General features: G+C 40.2%; 16 protein-coding genes. 2 read left to right on the top strand and 14 right to left on the bottom strand.

All coding sequences use genetic code 11. The features are described from left to right. Genes WG905_RS01785 through WG905_RS01765 form a run of 5 tightly spaced genes read right to left on the bottom strand, consistent with a single transcriptional unit; the run spans position 1 to position 5,690 of the window. A complete protein-coding gene (locus WG905_RS01785; protein WP_339589975.1) occupies positions 1–984 on the bottom strand; it encodes a 2-hydroxyacid dehydrogenase in 984 nt (327 codons plus the stop codon). A gap of 40 nt (positions 985–1,024) precedes the next feature. Beyond that, entirely contained in the window at positions 1,025–1,234 is a 210-nt protein-coding gene (locus WG905_RS01780; protein ID WP_339589974.1) for a zinc ribbon domain-containing protein YjdM, read from the bottom strand. Positions 1,235–1,289: 55 nt separating this feature from the next. Next, the gene (locus tag WG905_RS01775) at positions 1,290–2,210 is read right to left on the bottom strand and encodes an EamA family transporter (RefSeq protein ID WP_339589973.1); all 921 of its coding nucleotides are present in this window, start codon (positions 2,208–2,210) and stop codon (positions 1,290–1,292) included. Next, the gene (locus tag WG905_RS01770; protein ID WP_339589972.1) at positions 2,210–3,970 is read right to left on the bottom strand and encodes an ABC transporter ATP-binding protein; all 1,761 of its coding nucleotides are present in this window, start codon (positions 3,968–3,970) and stop codon (positions 2,210–2,212) included. Before WG905_RS01770 ends, WG905_RS01775 begins: the two co-directional genes overlap by 1 nt. Beyond that, positions 3,954–5,690, bottom strand: coding sequence for an ABC transporter ATP-binding protein (locus WG905_RS01765; protein ID WP_339589971.1), 1,737 nt, complete (start codon positions 5,688–5,690; stop codon positions 3,954–3,956). Before WG905_RS01765 ends, WG905_RS01770 begins: the two co-directional genes overlap by 17 nt. 215 nt (positions 5,691–5,905) lie before the next feature. On the opposite strand from WG905_RS01765, the gene WG905_RS01760 reads away from it, so the two are divergent. Then, positions 5,906–6,772 (top strand): methylated-DNA--[protein]-cysteine S-methyltransferase, encoded by an 867-nt coding sequence (locus WG905_RS01760; protein WP_339590128.1) that lies wholly within the window; start codon positions 5,906–5,908, stop codon positions 6,770–6,772. A 203-nt stretch (positions 6,773–6,975) separates the two neighbouring features. Here WG905_RS01760 and WG905_RS01755 read toward each other — a convergent pair whose 3' ends face one another. Beyond that, complete coding sequence (locus WG905_RS01755) at positions 6,976–7,347, bottom strand: hypothetical protein (protein WP_339589970.1); 372 nt, start codon at positions 7,345–7,347, stop codon at positions 6,976–6,978. A gap of 299 nt (positions 7,348–7,646) precedes the next feature. Between WG905_RS01755 and WG905_RS01750 the strand changes: the two genes are divergently transcribed. Continuing rightward, on the top strand, positions 7,647–9,896 hold the full coding sequence (locus tag WG905_RS01750; protein WP_339589969.1) for a S41 family peptidase: 2,250 nt from the start codon (positions 7,647–7,649) through the stop codon (positions 9,894–9,896). A gap of 3 nt (positions 9,897–9,899) precedes the next feature. Here the strand turns inward: WG905_RS01750 and WG905_RS01745 are convergent, their stop codons facing one another. The 8 genes from WG905_RS01745 to WG905_RS01710 form a co-directional block, all read right to left on the bottom strand. Next, entirely contained in the window at positions 9,900–10,670 is a 771-nt protein-coding gene (locus WG905_RS01745) for a metallophosphoesterase family protein (RefSeq protein ID WP_339589968.1), read from the bottom strand. A gap of 59 nt (positions 10,671–10,729) precedes the next feature. Next, positions 10,730–11,806: an ACR3 family arsenite efflux transporter gene (gene arsB / locus WG905_RS01740; protein WP_339589967.1), complete on the bottom strand. Its 1,077-nt coding sequence runs from the start codon at positions 11,804–11,806 to the stop codon at positions 10,730–10,732. A gap of 1 nt (position 11,807) precedes the next feature. Next, the gene (locus WG905_RS01735; RefSeq protein ID WP_339589966.1) at positions 11,808–12,656 is read right to left on the bottom strand and encodes a universal stress protein; all 849 of its coding nucleotides are present in this window, start codon (positions 12,654–12,656) and stop codon (positions 11,808–11,810) included. Between the two features lie 40 nt (positions 12,657–12,696). Next, positions 12,697–13,188 carry a GNAT family N-acetyltransferase gene (locus WG905_RS01730; RefSeq protein ID WP_339589965.1) on the bottom strand — a complete coding sequence of 164 codons (492 nt, stop codon included), beginning with the start codon at positions 13,186–13,188 and terminating at the stop codon, positions 12,697–12,699. An 11-nt stretch (positions 13,189–13,199) separates the two neighbouring features. Further along, the gene (locus tag WG905_RS01725; RefSeq protein WP_339589964.1) at positions 13,200–13,670 is read right to left on the bottom strand and encodes a DUF6428 family protein; all 471 of its coding nucleotides are present in this window, start codon (positions 13,668–13,670) and stop codon (positions 13,200–13,202) included. Positions 13,671–13,726: 56 nt separating this feature from the next. Then, positions 13,727–14,056: an ArsR/SmtB family transcription factor gene (locus tag WG905_RS01720; protein WP_339589963.1), complete on the bottom strand. Its 330-nt coding sequence runs from the start codon at positions 14,054–14,056 to the stop codon at positions 13,727–13,729. Between the two features lie 221 nt (positions 14,057–14,277). After that, positions 14,278–15,954 carry a RagB/SusD family nutrient uptake outer membrane protein gene (locus WG905_RS01715; RefSeq protein WP_339589962.1) on the bottom strand — a complete coding sequence of 559 codons (1,677 nt, stop codon included), beginning with the start codon at positions 15,952–15,954 and terminating at the stop codon, positions 14,278–14,280. 20 nt (positions 15,955–15,974) lie between these two features. Next, positions 15,975–19,091 (bottom strand): SusC/RagA family TonB-linked outer membrane protein, encoded by a 3,117-nt coding sequence (locus tag WG905_RS01710; RefSeq protein WP_339589961.1) that lies wholly within the window; start codon positions 19,089–19,091, stop codon positions 15,975–15,977. Between the last annotated feature and the right edge of the window lie 404 nt (positions 19,092–19,495).

Genomic DNA, 19,495 nt, shown 5'->3' with positions numbered 1-19,495 from the left:
TTAAAGCACGCTGTTAACCGATGCAATTCCCTCTTCAAGATTCTTCAAATTTTCAAGGGTAGTTTCGGCGATTTCCGTCAACGCTTCCATGGTTAAGAATGCTTGATGTGCGGTGATCAGCACATTAGGAAAGCTCATTAAGCGCAAGATTTCATCGTCAGGAATCAAACTTTCTGATAAATCCCTAAAGAACAGGTTTTCCTCCTGCTCATACACATCAATACCCATATAGCCCAACTTACCGTGTTTTAAAGCTATAATGGCATCTGCAGAGTTGACCAGTGCACCGCGGCTTGTATTGATCAGCATTACACCAGGCTTCATTTTCTCGAGCGTATCTTTATTGATCAAGTGTTTGTTTTCTGGAGTTAGCGGGCAATGAATGGAGATAATATCACTCCTGTCGAATAGTTCATCTAAAGTAACCAACTGTATATAATCGGCCACATTGACTTCAAAAGGATCATAAGCAATTACTTTACAACCAAAACCATGCATGATCCTGGAGAATGCCCGGCCAATCTTGCCCAAACCAATGATGCCTACAGTTTTACCATGAAGGTTAAAACCCGTTAAACGGTCGAGGGAGAAGTTACCTTCCCTCACCCTGTTATAGGCTTTATGGGTTTTTCTATTGAGCGTAAGAATCAGGGCAACGGCATGTTCAGCAACAGCTTCCGGCGAATAAGCGGGAACACGCAGAATTTTCATCCCTAATGTTTTTGCCGCATCCAGATCAACCTGGTTAAAGCCTGCACACCTGAGTACCATATTGCTGATCCCCATCTTGATCAACTTTTCCATTGTTGCAGCATCCGCCTTGTCATTCACGAAAATACATACCGCATCACATCCTTCTGCTAATACAGCGGTGCGCTCGTTTAATGGTGGATCGAAATAAACCAGTTCATAACCATAATGGACGTTTACCTCATTGAAGTAAATCTTGTCATAAGACTGTGTACTAAAAAAGGCGATCTTCATGTAATGAACTGGTTTTTAAATATAATTTTTTAGGGTTTTGTTATTGTTTCTTCAGGAATTCTGTTCTCAAAACGATGCTCATTCCGTCAACTTTGCAATCCACTTCTTCCGGATCATCAGTTAACCTGATCCTTTTTACTACAGCGCCTTTTTTAACACTCACAGATGAACCCTTAACCTTTAAAGTTTTCATAACGACTACTGAATCCCCATCGGCAAGCAGGTTGCCATTTGCATCTTTTACTTCCATTACTATTTTAAATATAAAATAAATTAATATTAAATCAATTATTACAAATATATAATTATTCAGGCAGAACGCTATTTTTTGTACTGAACAAGTCTTTGACCACTCCCCAATTAAACACTACTATAGCAATAACCAATAAACCATAAGCCAGCAACTGATTGAGATGATAAGGCTCGTCGAAATACATAAAGGCAATCATAAATGCAATAATAGGATTGATATACATGATAATGCCTAGCGTAGATGATGGCAATTCAATTAAAGCATATAAATTCAAAAACAATGGAATGAGCGTAAAGGCCAATGCAATAATCACAATCACAATCCAGAAAATTGGTTCTGTTGGAAAAGGGGTGTCATCCATAAAAAAATACGGCAGCATGAGCACTGCTGAAATCAGGAGGTTAATCGCCAGCATATTTAATTTATCCACCTGGGTAATAAATCGTTGGATAATCAGGTAAAAAGCATAAACAGAGGCAATACCCACCGACCAAAGGACTTCCCTGATGGATCCCGTGGCGAGGAGCAAGATACTGACCAGGGCAATGCCCAGACCCAATAATTTAAGCGGTGTAAGGTGCTCCTTCAGGATAAAAAAGCCCCCAAATGCGGTGATAAGAGGACAAACCATATAGGCAAAGGCCGCCGATGTTAAACTAACATGGTTAACGGCATAGATGTAAGTGAACCAATTACCCATCAGTAAAACCGAAGACAACAGAATCAGGCCACTCAATTTAATTTTTTCTTTTTTGGTACCGGCCTTAAAAACCTTCAGGTCTTGTTTTAATTTAGCTTTGCCCGCTACAAGGATAAAAAGTGCAATAAGAATCAATGCGGTAAAAATGCGGTATTGAAGAATCTGCATGGAAGCATAGTCACTAAGTAATTTTAGCGGAATGGCAAAAGCACCCCATACCACAAAAGCTATTATACCTGCAACATAATATTTAAGCGTACCCGTTTTTATCATTAACTTATTCTTTTCCCATCTAACAACATATCCATCGCATGGCTCAGTGTTCCTGCCCTTACTACTTCCCCCGAATTCACGAAAAAGATCTCATCTGCATTTTCTATCGTATTTAACCGATGTGCAATAATTACCAAGGTTGTTTCTTTTGGAAGTTTCTTTAAAATATGACTCAGCAATTTTTCTGTGATGGTATCAATGTTTGCGGTAGCCTCATCGAGGATCAGCAATTCGGGATTACGCAATACAGCCCGCATAAAAGCAATTAATTGTTTCTGGCCAAGGCTGATGCTGTCTGAATTAGAAATAATGGCCGTTTCGAGGCCCTCATCAAATATAGCCAGCAAATCTCCAAGCTCCGCTTCACGGATCACGACCTCGAGTTCTTCCTTTGCATAATCTTTATAATGCGGGTTGCCGTATAAAATATTTTCCCTTACCGTGCCGGTAAAAAGGAAAGGGTCCTGTAAAATGAAACCAATCTTTTTTGCCCTTTCTTCAGCAGTAAATGAACGGATGTCCCTTCCCTCCAATAAAATTCTACCCTTTGTAGGATCATATAAACGGGCAATTAAAGAAGCTGTAGTTGTTTTCCCCCCACCGGTGGGTCCAACCAAAGCATACGTTTTCCCTTTCTCCAGTTTAAAATTGATGTCATGTAATATTTCCCTTCCGCCGGCATAAGCAAAATGAACCTCCCTGAATTCCAAAAAAGAAGCATTGGTTTCCGCAGGTTCCGCTTTCACATCAACAAGATCACTTTCCAGCGAAAGAATTTGTGAGATCCTGTCCCAGCCAGCCATAGCTACCTGGAAATTGGCCCAAAGGGCAGCCAATTGTCGAAGGGGATTATAAAAATTAGTGGCATAAGATAGGTAACTGACCAATAAACCTATGGTAAATTGACCTTCAGCAATCAGGTAGATCCCATAAAGGAGCACAATTAATTGGGCGAAGCTCGAAAACAGGCCATAAAAAGGGGTAAAAATATTGTTGGCGATACCAGCGCTGATGGCGGTATCATAATTATGCTGATTCACCTCATCAAACTTTTTGCGGAAATAATCCCTCCGGTTAAAAGCAATGATCACTTTAAAATTAGTCAGGCTTTCCTGTATTTCAGCACTCAGTTTTCCGGTGCTCTGCAGGTTGACTGCATTTTTACGTTTTACCCATGGTGATAAAATCGCAGTAAACACGAGGATGACTAAAGCAGGAAAAAGTGTGGCGGCACCGAGTTTAAAATTGATGACCAGCAGGAAGATCCCCGCACCGATCATAGTCACAATGCTGCCAATAAACTGCATTAAAGCCTGCGAAAAAAACTGGTTCAACTTATCGGTATCATTGTTCACCCTTGATATCAAATCACCAGCTTTATTCTGGTTAAAAAAGCCAACCGGTAATTCCTGTAATTTGTTAAAAATAGCATTCCGCAGGGTATATAACATGCGCTGTCCTACCCCGCCCATTAATTTTGTTTGGAGGTAACCGGTAAACAATGCAATTAAATACATGACCAGCAAAATACCTGTAAACTTCAATACCCCATCGTATTGACCGGTACGGATATAGGAATCGATGGTGTATCCAATTAAAAAAGGACCTAACAATAACAAGCCTGAATTAATAAGAATGGTCAGCAGTGCCTTTAGAAGATTGCCGCGTTCATCACTGATCAGTTGAAGAAGTTTTTTAAGGGCCGTTAAAGTCGACTTCTTTTCCTGTTTCTCTGTATGCTGATTAAGATTGTAATTCATAATTGCTGGTACTCTGTTGTGAAGTATAGATTTGAACATATTCAGGACTGTTTTTCATCAGTTCCTCATGTGTTCCTTCGGCAATGATCTCGCCCTGCATCAACACAATCACTTTGTCGTAATGTGTCACCGCAGCAATTTTCTGCGTCACAGAAAGCAGGGTTAAGCCAGGATAATTGCGTTGAACATTTTCAAGTATCCTTTGTTCGGTCTGTGTATCCACCCTTGCCGTAAAATCATCGAGCAATAATATTTTAGGGTTTAAAGCCAATGCCCGTGCCAGCATGATCCGCTGTTTTTGTCCGCCGGAAAGACTTGAGCCCCGCTCAGAAACGATGGTATTCAGTTGTTCGGGAAGGGCATCAATAAAATCCTTTAACTCAGCCGTTTCAATGGCTTTTTGCAGGGATTCATCGGTTACCGTATCACTAAAGGCAATATTCTCACGGATGCTCAGGTTAAACATAATGCTATCCTGGAACACAAAGCCCAGCTGGCGGTGAAAGGCTTCCTGATTATATTCGCTGATGGCGTGTCCATCAAATAAAACTTCACCCGATGCAGGGTTAGTCAGACCTGTGAGGATGTATAAAAGCTGGGTTTTTCCGGCAGCCGTGGGACCAATGATGGCTGTTTTTGACCCTGCCGCTAAGGAAAAAGAAATTTGCTTCAGTGCCGGCTTTTGCCCGTAATACAGGGAAACATCCTTCATTTCGATATGACCAGTTAAAGTATCGGTGATGGTACCCGCATCAGGAATTTCTGCTGTTAGCAATACATTTTCTATCCGCTGGTAAGAAGCCGAAGCCTGTGCAATCACGTTACTCATGAAACCAATCACCAGGATGGGGAAGATCAGCAAAGCCAGGTAACTGTTAAAGGCAGCAAACTCTCCCAGGGTCATAGTTCCCTGGATGACAAAATGCCCACCCAAAGCCAGAATAGATAAGCCGGCCAAATTAGACACAAAGACGATGGCCGGAATAAGTCCGGCGAAAAGCCGCAATATAGCTAAGCCTAAATCACGGGCCTGTGCATTTGCAGTTAAAAATTTATGGTATTCCAGTTGCTGTGAATTGATCACCCTAATGAGGGAAGAACCCAACACACTTTCATTAATGACTTTATTTAGCCAGTCGATCACCTCCCTGCTTTTTTTAAACAACACTTTAACTTTTCGCAACACCATATAAAAAGTGATTCCTATAATAGGTATGATGGAGATAATGAGTAGCGCCAGTTTCCAGTTGATGATCAGCAGTAAAATACTGGAGCCGATGATCAGGAAGATTGAGGAAGAAATAGAAACTATAGCTTGGGAAACGAACAATTTAATAGAATCCACATCTGCAGTAAGGTTGGTGAGCAGTTTGGAAGGATTCGCTTTTTCTATGAAAGAATGACTTTGCCGGGAGATCTGATCAGAGAGTTTTGCCCTCAAATCTTTAGCCACCCTTTCGGAAGCAAAGGTTTGCACAATGCTTTGAAGATAAGTGAAAACAAATACCGCAACAATAGCCATTGAAAACTGCAGTAAAGTAGGCTTCACCTCAAAAACCCCAGCAGTATAAGCATCTATTCCACCTGCAACAATGGTCGGCAGAAGCAAATTGATACCATTACTTAAAAGTGCCAAAAAGATTAACAGGGCAATTAACTTTTTATAGGGCTTAAGTAAACTAAAAATACTTGCTTTTTTTTCCTTCTTTTTTATTTCCATAATTGTTGCCTCGGCGAAAGCATTGATATTTTGTGCTAAAATACTGATTTTTTATGAGCTTGAATTTGTTTTCCATCACAGGCTTAATTAAGCTGGCAGAAGCCCTGAAAGATTAACCACCTGCTTATGGCCATTTAAATTAGCAAGATTCGGGTTTCAAATTACGCTAACAAGCTTAACTTTGATTATTGAAGAAGGGAATTAAAATCAATACCATGCATACCGTGATCAATACAACACAAGATTCAATTAATTACCAACGTATAGCCGTGGCAATTGATTACATCAAAGTTAATTTTAAATCACAGCCTGATTTAAATGAAGTTGCTGAAAGTGTAAACCTTAGTCCGTTTCATTTCCAGCGGCTGTTTAGCGAATGGGCAGGTGTGAGTCCGAAAAAATTCCTGCAATACTTAAGTCTGGATTTCGCCAAAAGCATGCTGAAAACCCAACAGGCTACCTTATTTGATGTCGCCCTTGAAACAGGACTTTCGGGAACCAGCCGCCTTCATGATCTATTCCTTAATATTGAAGGAATGACTCCCGGAGAATTTAAAAACGGAGCTGAGCAGCTCCGCATCCAGTATAGCTTTGCGGAAAGCATGTTTGGAAAAATCATCATTGCCTCCACCGATAAGGGGATCTGTTATTTGGCCTTTGTGGAAGGAACAGAAGAAAATGCCTTTCAGCTGCTGCTGAAAACATTCCCCAATGCGCATTACCTCCAGGACAAACCACAAATACATCAACAGGCAATGCAGCTGTTTGGCAGGGATTGGAGCCAAACGCAAGAAATCAAACTCCATTTAAAAGGAAGCCCTTTTCAACTAAAAGTCTGGGAAGCCTTATTGAAGATCCCCGCAGGCAGATTATCAACCTATGGCACCATTGCTGCGGGAATTAATCAGCCGCAGGCATGCCGCGCAGTGGGATCAGCCATCGGTAAAAATCCAATCGCTTTCCTTATTCCCTGTCACCGGGTCATCCAGTCGACAGGCATTTTTGGTGGTTACCACTGGGGACCAACACGAAAAACAGCCATGATTGGCTGGGAAGCAGCGCAGGCTTTTGACTCTCGCTGATAGCATTAACTGAATTTGTAACGGTTAAAACGAATTGGAGAATTGGCCAAAACGACGTTTATTGTCTTTTTAAGATGGTAAAATAGTCCTTACCTTTTCGCATTGTCGATTGATGATACCGGAATTAAAATTGATGAATAAAAAAAGGCCAAAAAATATTTCATATCGTAAATGTTAATTGGTTTTTCCGAAAATTAGGATATTTAATTATCGCATCCTGTCAGGCTTGCTGATTTAGCTACAAACAGATTGGCAGGTACAATGTCGAGTGGGCAGGCTCTTGGCTCAGCTTCCGGCAAATCTGCATCATGATAATATCTCACGAAAAATACTTTATCTCTTACCCTAAATTCCTCAGGTAAATCCAATAAAGCCATTGTATAGGTGGTATGACGGTTATGCGTATTAGCTGTTGCATCGTCATTGGGTTGTAATACCTCGACTAAACCAGCACCAGGGTAAAAGCAATAACCACTTATATATCTCACTTGAATACAGTGCCTGTCATCCTTTTTACATGAAAAAAGGGAAATGGTAAAGAAAGAGAGAAGTAAAAGAGCGTGTAGTTTTTTCATAATTACATTTTTATAGTTAAATAGCAGTATGTTGAGTAGCTGATTTTCATCATTAGAATAAAGGATTATTAATCAGCCTTGTTATAACATATCTAAACGTACGACCTCATAAAGTACTAAAAAAAGTAAAGGTTTAATTAAATTAAAATCGATCGAGTCATGAGGCGCTTCTGAATCCGTAAAAATAAAGCAAGACATTTTCGTTAAAAAATGTTAAACAATCGTATATAGATATATTTGAAAGGACAGGGTCGTATATTGCTGTAGAATTTTCAAAAACTATAAACACCAACATCTTTATGTTAAAAAAAGGAATCCTTTCCCTTACCCTTACCCTTACCCTTACCCTTTTAATAAGCGCTATGCAATTGCTTGCACAGAAAATCAGCACTGTTAAAGATTTGGATCTAAATATGGAGCGTAAGAGCATCAAGGGTGCCTTGTCACCGGATTGGTTTACGTTTTACGGAAATTACATCATCGGAAAAGATAGTTCGATCAAACATAATGGCAACTATTCACTTGCTATAAAATCGCCAGAAGGAAAGTTGGATAAGCAGGGGATCACCGCAATCACCTTTTCTGCTGATTTTTCTGGTAAAACTATTGAGTTACAAGGCTATCTCAAGTTAGACAGGGTGATTGGTGGTTATGCCGGCTTGTTCTTACGTGCTGATGGAGAGAATGGCGTGCTCTTTTATGACTTCATGAGAACACAAAATTTAACTGGAACTAAAGAATGGGCCCGGTACTCAGTTAAGTTACCATTAACAGAAAACGTGAAAACCCTTTGGGTGGGTGTAGGATTATATGGCGGGACCGGTCAAGTTTGGGCTGATGATTTAAAAGTATTGATAGATGGCAAAGATATAAGTTTGGCGAAAGCTAAAATTAAAATGCCCGCTGAGCTGGATACTACTTTTCTCAAAGGGTCGAAAGTGGCTATTACGAATTTGGAGCCTCAGCAAATAAAGAACATTGCACTATTGGGGCAGATCTGGGGATTTTTAAAGTATCATCATCCTGTAGCCTATTCCGGGACCTACAATTGGGATTTCGAATTGTTCAGGATATTGCCGAATGTATTGAAAGCAGGCTCAGTTGAAGATAGAAATAAAGTTTTTCTAACCTGGATGAATAGCCTTGGTGCATTTAAAGTGAAGAAAGCTCAATTGCCAAATGCAGGAAAAGTAAAAATAGTGCCGGATGCTAAATGGATAAACACAGAAACTCTTGGCCCAGAGTTATATGAACTTCTTCTTAGGATCAATGATGCAGAACGAAAACCAAATTATTATGTAAGTGTTCTGAATGAAGTACCAGTGCCCCAGTTTAAGCATGAATCCAGCTATGCTACCATAAAAAATCCTGATGTAGGCTTCCGTCTGCTAAGCCTTTTCCGCTACTGGAATATCATACACTATTACTTCCCCTACAAATACCTGATAGCAGAGGATTGGAACACAGTTCTAGAGGAATATATTCCAAAATACATTAAAGCATCCTCCGAAATAGCAAACAAAAGAACAGTTAAATCCTTAATAGCAAGGATTCACGATTCACACGCCTACATGACAGAAGACAATTCTGCATTATCCCGGACGGTGGGATTGCGATTTCCGGCAATCGAGGTTAAATTTATTGAAGACAAGCCAGTAGTAACGGGTTATTTGGATGAGAAACTGGGGCGGTCTTCTGGATTAAAACGAGGAGATATCCTCCTTTCCGTAAATAAAACTCCAGTAGAACAACTTGTCAAAGACCATTTACCTTTTATATCTGCTTCAAATTATCCTACAAAACTTCGAAATCTAAGCTCCGAACTTCTAAAAACCAACGATTCCCTGTTGAACATCTCCTATAGTCGCAATAATTCTATTATCGACACCCAAATTCCAACCTATACCAGGCAGGTATTAAACCTATACAAGAATTCAACGTATCAAGACACCTGTTTAAAAATCTTGAATAAGGATGTCGCTTACTTTAATCCGGGTAGCGTTAAAAAAAAATATCTAGCTGATGTGCTCAAGGCGGTATCAAAAACTAAACACCTTATCATAGATTTAAGATCATATCCGAGAGAACCAATTGTTAAAGAGATGGGAGAATATTTACTTGAAAAACCCACACCATTTGTAAAATTCACCAAAGTTGCAGATCAACCAGGGCTTTTTTTATTTGATGAACCATTAGAAATAGGGAAAAAGAACCCGGACTTTTATAAAGGTAAAGTCATTATGCTCGTCAATGAAGTTACGCAAAGTAATGCAGAGTTTACAGCCATGGGCTTTAGCACCGCTAAGAATGCAATTATTATTGGAAGTCAAACCGCAGGCGCTGATGGTAATGTAACGCCTTTGTTTAACCTTCCTGGCGGCATCTCTACTTTGTTTACTGGTTTAGGCGTTTACTATCCCGACGGAAAAGAAACACAAAGGATTGGCATCATACCGGACATTATCGTTGAACCGACTATAAAAGGAATTCTAGAAGGAAAAGATGAGATCCTTGATAAGGCAATGAAAATTATTGCTGCCGATCAATAGCTCCTATCCCTTGCGTAACATATCAGCGTACCCATTAGGTAAAGGACTGTCTTCAACTGCTTTTGCCGCTTTTTCTATATCATACTCAAAACGGATGAACTCCACATTAATGCTGTCTTTATCAGTTACTGTGCTATCTGGATTGATCGTCAGGATCACATAACCTCCCCTTGGATCTTTATCCTTGGGTTTGCCTACTGATCCAATATTGATGGCATGACGGTAATGGTCATTTCCTTCTGTACCCGAATTTAAAATACGGTGATAAGGCTGATGGGTATGGCCGAAACACATAATGTCAGCATCAGCCTGCTCCATGATACGAAGCATACTTTTTTCATCACGGTCTTCAAATAGATATTCGTTCACCTTACGAGGACTACCATGGACAAATAACACATTGCGTTTATCATGGTTCAACTGATATTCCAACCTGATGTGGGCAGGAAGCGTTCTTAAATAAGCACGTTGCTCCTCTTTTATAATTTCGTTCGTATAAGATATGGACACTTTACCCATGGCTTTCTCCTCATCAGTTTTATAGGCACATCCGCAATCATCACTTGATCTGCCAATGCCCCAGTCATAATTTCCGGCGATGGTAGGAATTCCACGTCTGCGGATTTCATCAATTACTTCGTTGGGCCAGATGTTATATCCAACTAAATCGCCCAGGCAATAAATGGCATCTGTGTTTCGTGTTTCCACATCTTTAAAAAAGGCCTCCAACGCGGGTAGATTGGCATGGATATCTGAGAATAACGCTATTTTCATATCATAGTTATTATTTAATGGTTTCTGAATGCTGCAGATTTGATGCGACATCAAAGCGATTAAACAGCTGGTGCGATTTTATAATATTTTTTTCTAAACCAGAAAGCAAGGTTTACTAAGGCAATTAAAGCAGGAACTTCCACCAGCGGCCCAATCACCCCGGCAAAAGCCTGCCCGGAATTGATGCCAAACACACCAATGGCAACAGCAATAGCCAGTTCAAAGTTGTTTCCCGTAGCAGTAAAGGCAATTGAAGTACTTTTAGCATAATCGGCACCAAAATATCGCCCTGCGAAAAAGCTCACCACAAACATGATCGAAAAGTAAATCACAAGCGGAATAGCTATCCTTACCACATCCATAGGAATTTGAACGATCAGTTCTCCTTTCAGACTAAACATCACGACGATGGTAAAGAGCAATGCAATTAAAGTAATTGGCGAGATCAGTGGTATAAATTTGTTTTGAAACCATTCCTCTCCCTTAAGTGCTATCAAAGCATACCGACTGATCACACCCATCGCAAAAGGAATACCTAAGTAAATCCCCACGCTTTTAGCAATTTCGGAAATAGTGATATCTACAGCTAAACCTTGAAGACCAAAATACGGTGGAAGAACAGTAATAAAAACATAGGCAAATACACTGTAGAACAATACCTGAAAAATACTATTCAAGGCAATTAATCCGGCGGCATATTCACGATTTCCTTCAGCAAGTTCATTCCACACCACCACCATCGCAATACATCTTGCCAGGCCGATCAGGATCAATCCAACCATATATTCGGGATAGTCCCGTAAAAAGGTAATGGCTAACAAAAACATCAGTATCGGGCCAATCACCCAGTTCAATACCAATGATACACCTAAAACCTTAGTGTCTTTAAATACTTTGCCCATGTGCTCATATTTAACCTTCGCTAAAGGTGGGTACATCATCAAAATCAGCCCTATTGCCAATGGGATATTTGTTGTTCCACTAGAAAAAGAGTTGATGAAACCTGAAGAAGATGGAATAAAAAAACCGATGGATACACCAATCGCCATCGCCAGGAAAATCCAGAGGGTGAGGTAACGGTCTAAAAAACTTAATTTTTTTCTTTCAATTGCAGGTGCGCAATTTGTTGCTGACATTTTAATTGTTTTTATGAAGTAATAATAATGGCTTGGTCGCTTTTATAGCTATTTTTTTTGTGGCACTTTCATGGAAAAGCCTTTCCAGAAGTCCTCGTTGTTTGGGCACTGCCACAATCAAATCTATTTGATGAACATCAGCGAATTCAAGCAGCCCTGCTACTATATCTTTATTTTCGATGTAGTGAAATTCCGGCTGAAGTTCATCTAAAAGACGATGTAAATCAGTTTGTTCTTTAATGAGCTCTGGCGCAGCGGTATTTTCATTTTGGTTTACATTAACGATATAAAAGGAGGCATTGAAAGTTTTAACGATGGCTTTCAGTTGAACAGTTGGCAACCTATCAGAAATATCTTTCAATTCACAAGCTAACATGATGCTGTCCACTTTACCAACAGGAGCTAAAGAGGGAATAATAAGTAAGGGGAATTCGTGTCTCGTCATCAAATGTGCAGGAATTCTGCCTACACTATTGTTCCCCTGATCATGCATCCCGCTTATTCCAAGCGCGACCAAGTCAACATTTTTAGCACTAACGATTTCTTCAACAGCCTTGATAACAGGACGATCATCTGTAAGGAGTTCAACAGACATCTTCTGTTCAAATAAAATCTCCAGCTTTATTTTGATCTTCTCGAGCTCCGTTAATGCCTCCTTATATACCTCATAACGTCCACTTGGCATTGGCACTAATACATCTGTGATCATCACCATATCCGGATGAGTGACGTGAGTAGAGTGGTACAAAATGATCTTTTCTGTTCCCAGTTGCCCTGCAATGGAAGTCAAATAGGAAACTGCGTGGTTCGCAGTCTCCGAAAAATCCGTTAGCATTAATATCGTTTTCATAAGATTATGCCGTTATTATACCTGTGGTTATGATTTACTGTTAACCTTGTCCTGCAATTTTACTTCGTCGCTCTAATAAAATGGTATTTCTCCAAACCCCGTCCAGCTTGCCTATACTTTCCCTGAAGCCAACCTGCCGAAAACCTAATTTTTCATGTAAGGCTATGCTTGACAGGTTTTCAGGGAAGATGCCTGCCTGTATTGTCCAGATATTCGCTTGCTCTGTTTCAGCTATTAATTTTTCAAGTAAAGATTTCCCAACTCCTTTACCCCTGTAATCTTGGTGAACGTATACACTCACCTCGGCAACTCCGGCATAAACACATCTGCTAGAAACGGGTGTCAATGCTGCCCAGCCAGCAATGGTATCATTTATGATCGCAATGTATCTAAAAGTGGGTATATGGCTTTTGTCCCATTCTTCCCAACCTGGTGCCTCTGTTTGAAAGGTCGCCTGTTTTGTAGCTATCCCCTGCTGATAGATTAACTTGACTTCATCCCAATGACTCAGTAACATTTCAACGATTTCCATAGGATAAAGTATTAGCAGCAACCTCCGCCTGGTGTACAGGCTGATCCAGATACAGCAAGATTCTGCAATTGTACTGTCGGTTTTTCTGCAGGCACACCACATTTGTCTGGTGCAAGGCAAGCCGTCTTTTTAGAGATTAAAAGGAAATTTGTACCGTCATAACCAAGATCATACTTACCGATTGTTTCTGCCTGATACTCCACTTCAATCTCTAAATCTTCCATTCCCAATACTTGTTCTGAAAGCGCTATGATGTTTAACAACTTGCCTGCTTTTAAACGATGTTCGTAATCATTAGCGTCCCAAAGTTGAAAATTGGCTACTTTTTCATGGCGAACAGTTCCGCCGCAGTCAATGAAGTCTTTTGTGATCATGCCAACTTCGGTCACATGGAAATGTTCAGGAACAAGTGTGCCGTTTTCTAATTGAAAGTTTACGCTTTCGGCCTGTGCCAAATGATTTTTTATAGCTGATAGTTTCATGATTGATATTTTTAACTTTGTTATATTACAATTAAACGATCGATGTATGCAAAAAATTAGCAGCAGATAGCCCCTGCTTTATAAGATCCAAGGAAGGCACCTATTTGTGTTTCCAACAACTTCCATGTTACAGGATCAATGCAGTAGCAAACGCTTACACCTTCAATCGTACCTTGTATGATTCCGGCGTTTTTTAATTCCTTAAGGTGTTGCGATATCGTAGCCTGGGCAAGTCCTAACTCTTCGACTAAATCACCACAAATACAGGTATTAGATACCAGGATTCTTTGGAGAATAGCAATACGCGCAGGATGAGCCATCGCTTTTAACAATCGTGCGAGCTGATTCTGTTCAGCCGTAAACATCTCGGTTTTTGTGAGTCCCATATACATTGCAATATTACGATAGTTAATGGAAAATAACAAATTTACTGAAGAATAAGCTTAGCATCACTCATACCTTAAAGTACACCAAAGCTAAACTAGAAAACAAGCCATCTTCTAAAGATCCTTCGATAATCCTCAACTGAAACTTATATGAACGCTCATTTCACAAAAAAGCCCCGGCTCTTTTCAGAACCGGGGCTAAAACACAAACGCAAAAATTATTAATATCCTTTGGTTGCCTGTGCTGCTTTGAGATTAGCATTATGATCCAAAGCACTTTGAGGATAAGGCATCAGGTTAAAACGATCTTGCCATATACGTTCCTGAACGATACTGTTAGTCAGGTCATAAGTGCTTTTCATCACGTCTTTACCAATTTTCCATCTTCTGATATCGGCATAACGCTGACCTTCAGCGGCAAGCTCAATGCGGCGCTCATTTCTGATCAGCTCACGCATGGCTTCTTTGGTATTTACCACGGCCTGATCTACAGCTGGCATTCCGGCACGGTCACGAATGTCGTTGATGGCGGCATAAACTGTACCATCAGGACCAAATGCTTCATTCTGTGCTTCAGCATAAGTCAACAACACTTCTGCATAACGGATGATCGCGAAATCCTGTGCTCCGTCGAATTCTTCTTTAACAAATTTCGGGTCAACCAGTTTCCTGAAGTTATAACCTGTCTTACTGTTGTTATTACCACCACGGCCCCATGTAAATTTATAACCCTCATTAAAGTGGTTCCATGGATTTGAAGGGAATAAAATACTTGCATATAAACGTGTATCCCTGTTTTTAAACTCGTTGTAATAAGTTGCAGTTGGCTTTCCATCATTATAGCTGGTGGCACGTGCTGCAGCAGTTGGCGGAGTAAAAGGGCGCCCGTTTCTATCCCAATAAGCATTAACCAGTTCTTGCGTTGGCGTAATGGAGCTCCATCCACCTAAATCGGAAGAAACAAACATCGTTCCTAATCCGTTTCCATAATCATAAGGTGAATTATCAATATTCTGAGAAACTAAAATAGGTTCTTTATTATTTTCATTTACTTTCCAGAATTGTTGCTCATAACTTGCTAAACCCTTATAGAATTTTTCCTTTTCGGCCTCATCAGCGAAAGTTACAAAAGCAGAATAATCATCTTTCATATCATCAGCGGTAGCTGCAGGCACCCTGAATAATTGGTAGCCCATGCCCATTACCTTTTGAGCACTGGCAGCAGCATCTGCCCATTTAGCATAATGCAATTCTATCCTGCTCTTGATGGCCCAGGCTGCACCAGCCGTAATACGGCCAGTTTCATTATTTTTACCACCTGCATAACTTTGCGGCAAGTCATTAATTGCGGCAGTCAGCTCAGCAAGAGAAAATGCGATCACCTCAGCCTCAGGCGTTGGTGCTACACCTGTTGTTTCAGGATCTGTATAAGATTCTGTAAGCAATGGAACAGGACCAAAAACTTTTGCCAGTTCAAAATAAGCGAATGCCCTGATCACTTTAGCTTCTGCAATGAACCTCTTTTTCAAGGTTTCGTCCATCGGGGTTTTGTCAACGTTGGCCAGGAAGTAGTTGAATTTCCTGATTTGAGTATACCTTGATTTATAGCCTACGTCAATCGTTGCGTCGACATTACCTGCACTTACTGCAACAGCAGTGGTTTCCCATGGGTATTGTGCATAAGCATTATCGGAAGCGCTATCATCATAGGTATAATTATAACCATTACTTAGATAGGTATACAATCCGTTCAAGGCCAATCTTGCCTCATTTTCAGAAGTCCAGAAAGTCTCACTTGAAAGCTGGTCTTGCGGTACCCTGTCAAGAGATGATTTCTTGCATGCAGTCAGTGTGCTTACAGCAAATATCACCAGGGGTAAATAATATATTTTCTTCATGTTCTTTTAAAAAAGGGTGACTAAAAGGTTAAATTAACTCCGAAAGAAAATGATTTCATTTGAGGGTATGAAGCTCTTGTAGAAGCCATTTCCGGATCAAAATCTTTCATTCTTTTATCAGCGCGAACGGTAAACAAGTTGTTGCTGGATACATAGAACCTTAGGTTTGAAACTTTCCAGGGTTCAACAACACTTTTCGGAAGTGTATAACCTAGCGTAATTGATTTAATTCTGAAATAATCGGCATCGTACAACCAGAAGCTCGAACCTTTCATGTTTTGTGCATTGTCTGCAGATTGAAGTAAACGATGGTAATCTGCATTTGGATCAGGATTTTCAGCTGTCCAACGGTTAAGTGCATATCTTTTCACACCTGCACCGTTAAAAAATGCTTGTGAAGCTTCTCCCGTAAGGTAAACATCCACATCAGCAACACCCTGACCAAGTACAGATAAATCAAAGTTTTTATAATTTGCACTCAGGTTCAGGCCGTAAGTGATATATGGAACATCAGTACCGGTAATGGTACGGTCGAAGCCATCAACGATACCATCAGGACTTCCATCAGGACCGCTTAAATCTTTAAATTTAATATCACCTGGTTTGGTGTTCACCGCCTGAAAAGCATGGTTATCTACTTCAGCCTGGTCTACAAAAAGGCCATCTGCTTCATACATGTAAAATGAACCGATTGGTGCACCAACACGGTTGATGTACACACCGCTGATCTGGTCACCTGTTCCACCAAGGTCACTCACTTTATTCCAGATTTTGCTGAAGTTACCGCCAATAGAATAACTGAATTCACCGATTGTATTGCTGTGGGTAAGACTTAATTCAACACCTCTGTTTTGAACCTGTGCCAGGTTAACTGAAGGTGCTGTGTTAGCAGCAGGATCAGTTGAAACCACTAAACCAGCTTCATCAGGCAATGATGGATTCACCAACAAAATACCATTGGTTACTCTGTTGAAGGCATCAACCTGAACGCTTAATTTGTTGTTAAATATGCTCGCATCTAAACCAATATTGGTCATGTTAACTTTTTCCCATGATAAAGTAGGGTTAGCCAATCTTCCCGGCCATACACCATCTTGTTTGCTTTGGTCAAGGATTACGGCGGTTCCTGTATTTAAACCATCATAAAAGTCGTAGTTCCCTACGTTACTTACGTTTCCTAATTTACCCCATGAAGCACGTACTTTTAATTCATCAACCCAGGATACTGATTGCATGAAATCTTCCTGCGATAAACGCCATGCACCAGAGAATGATGGATAGGCACCCCAACGTTTGCCTGTAGCAAATTGCGAAGAACCATCCACACGCATACTGGCTTCAAATAAATACTTATCATCATAAGCATAGTTAAACCTGCCAAATACTGATTGAAATGCATTTTCATTGATTGAACCAAAACTATTGGTATTCAATGGATCCCTTGATCCTGCATTAATCGCATCTAAATCATTGTTTACGAAATTCCTGCGGATCACCTGGATAGATTTATCATCAAAATCCTCGTAAGATGCACCAGCTAAGATTTTGCCATAGTGTTTTCCGATTGTTTTCTCATAACCTGCTGTTACCTGAGCTAAAAACTTTCCACTGTTATACCATTTTTCATCCAATTGATTGATCGGTACACCGGTACTATTAATTGGTGTTCCGGTAAGGAAATTATTAATTGGATCCATCCTGTTGATAAAGGCTGAAGAAACTGTATTGTAATAGTTATAAGATAACATACCGTTAATATCCAAACCTTTGATCGGCGTATACGTTCCGTTTACAGAAGTCAATAACCTGCTGTAGTTATAAGAGTTTCTACCACCTTCTTCCAACATCCGCAATGGGTTGTTGGCTGCTAAAGTACCATCTACTTTACCACCGTTCATACTTCCCCATTCACCATTGCTTTGTTTATTCACTAACAAAGGAACTACACGGTTCAAAGAAACAAAATTGGTGCTCCCTGCATCATTTTTTAGGTTATCCCTGATGAAGGAGATGTTAGATCCAATTTTAAACTTTTCGCTGATCTGAGAATCTGTGTTTGAACGGATAGAATAACGCTTTAAGTTCTTTCCAGCATTCAATGAATTCTGGTCAAAATAAGATCCGCTGATATAATACTTGGTTTTACCACCACCTGAAATATTAAGGGAATGCTCCATGATGGGTGCATTTTTATCTAAGGTTAAATCGTACCAGTTATTATCAGGAAAATTATCAGGATCACTCTGGTTTAAAATTTTATCCAGTTCTGCTGAAGAATATACAGGAGATTTTCCGGCATTTGTTGCTGCCTCGTTTCTTAAGGTAGCGTAATCATAAGAACCTAACCAATCAGGAAGGATCAATGCAGATTGAATACCATAATAGGCATTGTAGTTCACTGCCATCTTGCCCTCTTTACCCTTTTTAGTGGTTACCAGGATTACTCCGTAAGCCGCTCTTGAACCATAAATTGCGGAAGCAGAAGCATCTTTTAACACAGACATGCTTTCCACGTCATTAGGGTTGATACGGGCAAAATCACCACCTTCTACAGGAACGCCATCCACTACGAATAACGGACTGGAAGCGCCAAGGTTACCGCGGCCCCTCACATTGATGGTACCGATATCAGCACCAACATCACCCGGACGGGCAAGAACGGCCATCCCCGGTACTGCACCCTGCAGCGCGTTAGTTAATGAAGTAACTGGTCTATTGGTAATGGACTTTGTGCTCACGGTATTTAAAGCACCAGATAAATTTACTTTTTTCTGTGTACCATAACCTACTACCACAACCTCATTCAATAATTCGGTTGATTCAGTTAAAGAAACATTAATGATTTTCTGCGTACCAACAACCACTTCTTTTGTGGTGTAATTTAGGTAGCTAAATACCAATGTCGCATTTTGATCAGCTACATTAACGGTGTACTTACCGTCTGCATCACCAACAACACCTTGTGTGGTGCCTTTGACTCTAATGCTCACTCCAGGAATGGGCTGACCCTGGCTGTCAGTTACTGTTCCACTAACAGTAATCGGATCCGCAGCACTTACTTGCAGTATCGCAAGAAAAAAGAATACTGCGGTTAACTTCGCTTTTCGAAGTAGCACGTTTAGTAAAATTTTAATCATTATAGGTTTTAGTTGTTATGTTAATTAAACCTTTACCCTGTATTAAGAAAACAGGTAAATTTTCAACTTCTAAACTAAATGTTTAAATTAAACGGACAGGGACTAAGGTCAACGCAAACGATTGAGTGAAAAGGCGTATGGTTTGCCGGTTATTTACCTTTAAATTAATAGAATTAAGATGAGTGACAGAAACGTTCTTTATCCTTATGTTGGGTGATTACAGGTACAGAACAACGGATTATCTTCACACAAGCGTTTGCATATTGACTGATAAGTGAAATTAGTCAGTATTTTTTTCACAGGAGAAACGGCAAATCCTGGGTGTAATACCTGTTTAACGTCATCCCGGACCCCGTTCTCCTATCTATAATTGGATCGAAAAACGGAGTCAGGAATGACGATGA

Origin of the sequence: Pedobacter immunditicola (assembly GCF_037482985.1) — a bacterium.
Classification (GTDB): Bacteria; Bacteroidota; Bacteroidia; order Sphingobacteriales; family Sphingobacteriaceae; genus Pedobacter; species Pedobacter immunditicola.
Note: the sequence above shows the minus strand (reverse complement) of the source record. Positions and strands in the feature narration are given on the sequence as shown.

Bases quoted from the DNA above. Each gene is read 5' to 3' on its own strand.
- WG905_RS01710 (WP_339589961.1), bottom strand. From the start codon at position 19,091: ATGATTAAAATTTTACTAAACGTGCTACTTCGAAAAGCGAAGTTAACC.
- WG905_RS01715 (WP_339589962.1), bottom strand. From the start codon at position 15,954: ATGAAGAAAATATATTATTTACCCCTGGTGATATTTGCTGTAAGCACA.
- WG905_RS01765 (WP_339589971.1), bottom strand. From the start codon at position 5,690: ATGGAAATAAAAAAGAAGGAAAAAAAAGCAAGTATTTTTAGTTTACTT.
- WG905_RS01725 (WP_339589964.1), bottom strand. From the start codon at position 13,670: ATGAAACTATCAGCTATAAAAAATCATTTGGCACAGGCCGAAAGCGTA.
- WG905_RS01775 (WP_339589973.1), bottom strand. From the start codon at position 2,210: ATGATAAAAACGGGTACGCTTAAATATTATGTTGCAGGTATAATAGCT.
- WG905_RS01720 (WP_339589963.1), bottom strand. From the start codon at position 14,056: ATGGGACTCACAAAAACCGAGATGTTTACGGCTGAACAGAATCAGCTC.
- WG905_RS01780 (WP_339589974.1), bottom strand. From the start codon at position 1,234: ATGGAAGTAAAAGATGCAAATGGCAACCTGCTTGCCGATGGGGATTCA.
- WG905_RS01785 (WP_339589975.1), bottom strand. From the start codon at position 984: ATGAAGATCGCCTTTTTTAGTACACAGTCTTATGACAAGATTTACTTC.
- arsB (WP_339589967.1), bottom strand. From the start codon at position 11,806: ATGTCAGCAACAAATTGCGCACCTGCAATTGAAAGAAAAAAATTAAGT.
- WG905_RS01730 (WP_339589965.1), bottom strand. From the start codon at position 13,188: ATGGAAATCGTTGAAATGTTACTGAGTCATTGGGATGAAGTCAAGTTA.
- WG905_RS01770 (WP_339589972.1), bottom strand. From the start codon at position 3,970: ATGAATTACAATCTTAATCAGCATACAGAGAAACAGGAAAAGAAGTCG.
- WG905_RS01745 (WP_339589968.1), bottom strand. From the start codon at position 10,670: ATGAAAATAGCGTTATTCTCAGATATCCATGCCAATCTACCCGCGTTG.
- WG905_RS01755 (WP_339589970.1), bottom strand. From the start codon at position 7,347: ATGAAAAAACTACACGCTCTTTTACTTCTCTCTTTCTTTACCATTTCC.
- WG905_RS01735 (WP_339589966.1), bottom strand. From the start codon at position 12,656: ATGAAAACGATATTAATGCTAACGGATTTTTCGGAGACTGCGAACCAC.
- WG905_RS01760 (WP_339590128.1), top strand. From the start codon at position 5,906: ATGCATACCGTGATCAATACAACACAAGATTCAATTAATTACCAACGT.
- WG905_RS01750 (WP_339589969.1), top strand. From the start codon at position 7,647: ATGTTAAAAAAAGGAATCCTTTCCCTTACCCTTACCCTTACCCTTACC.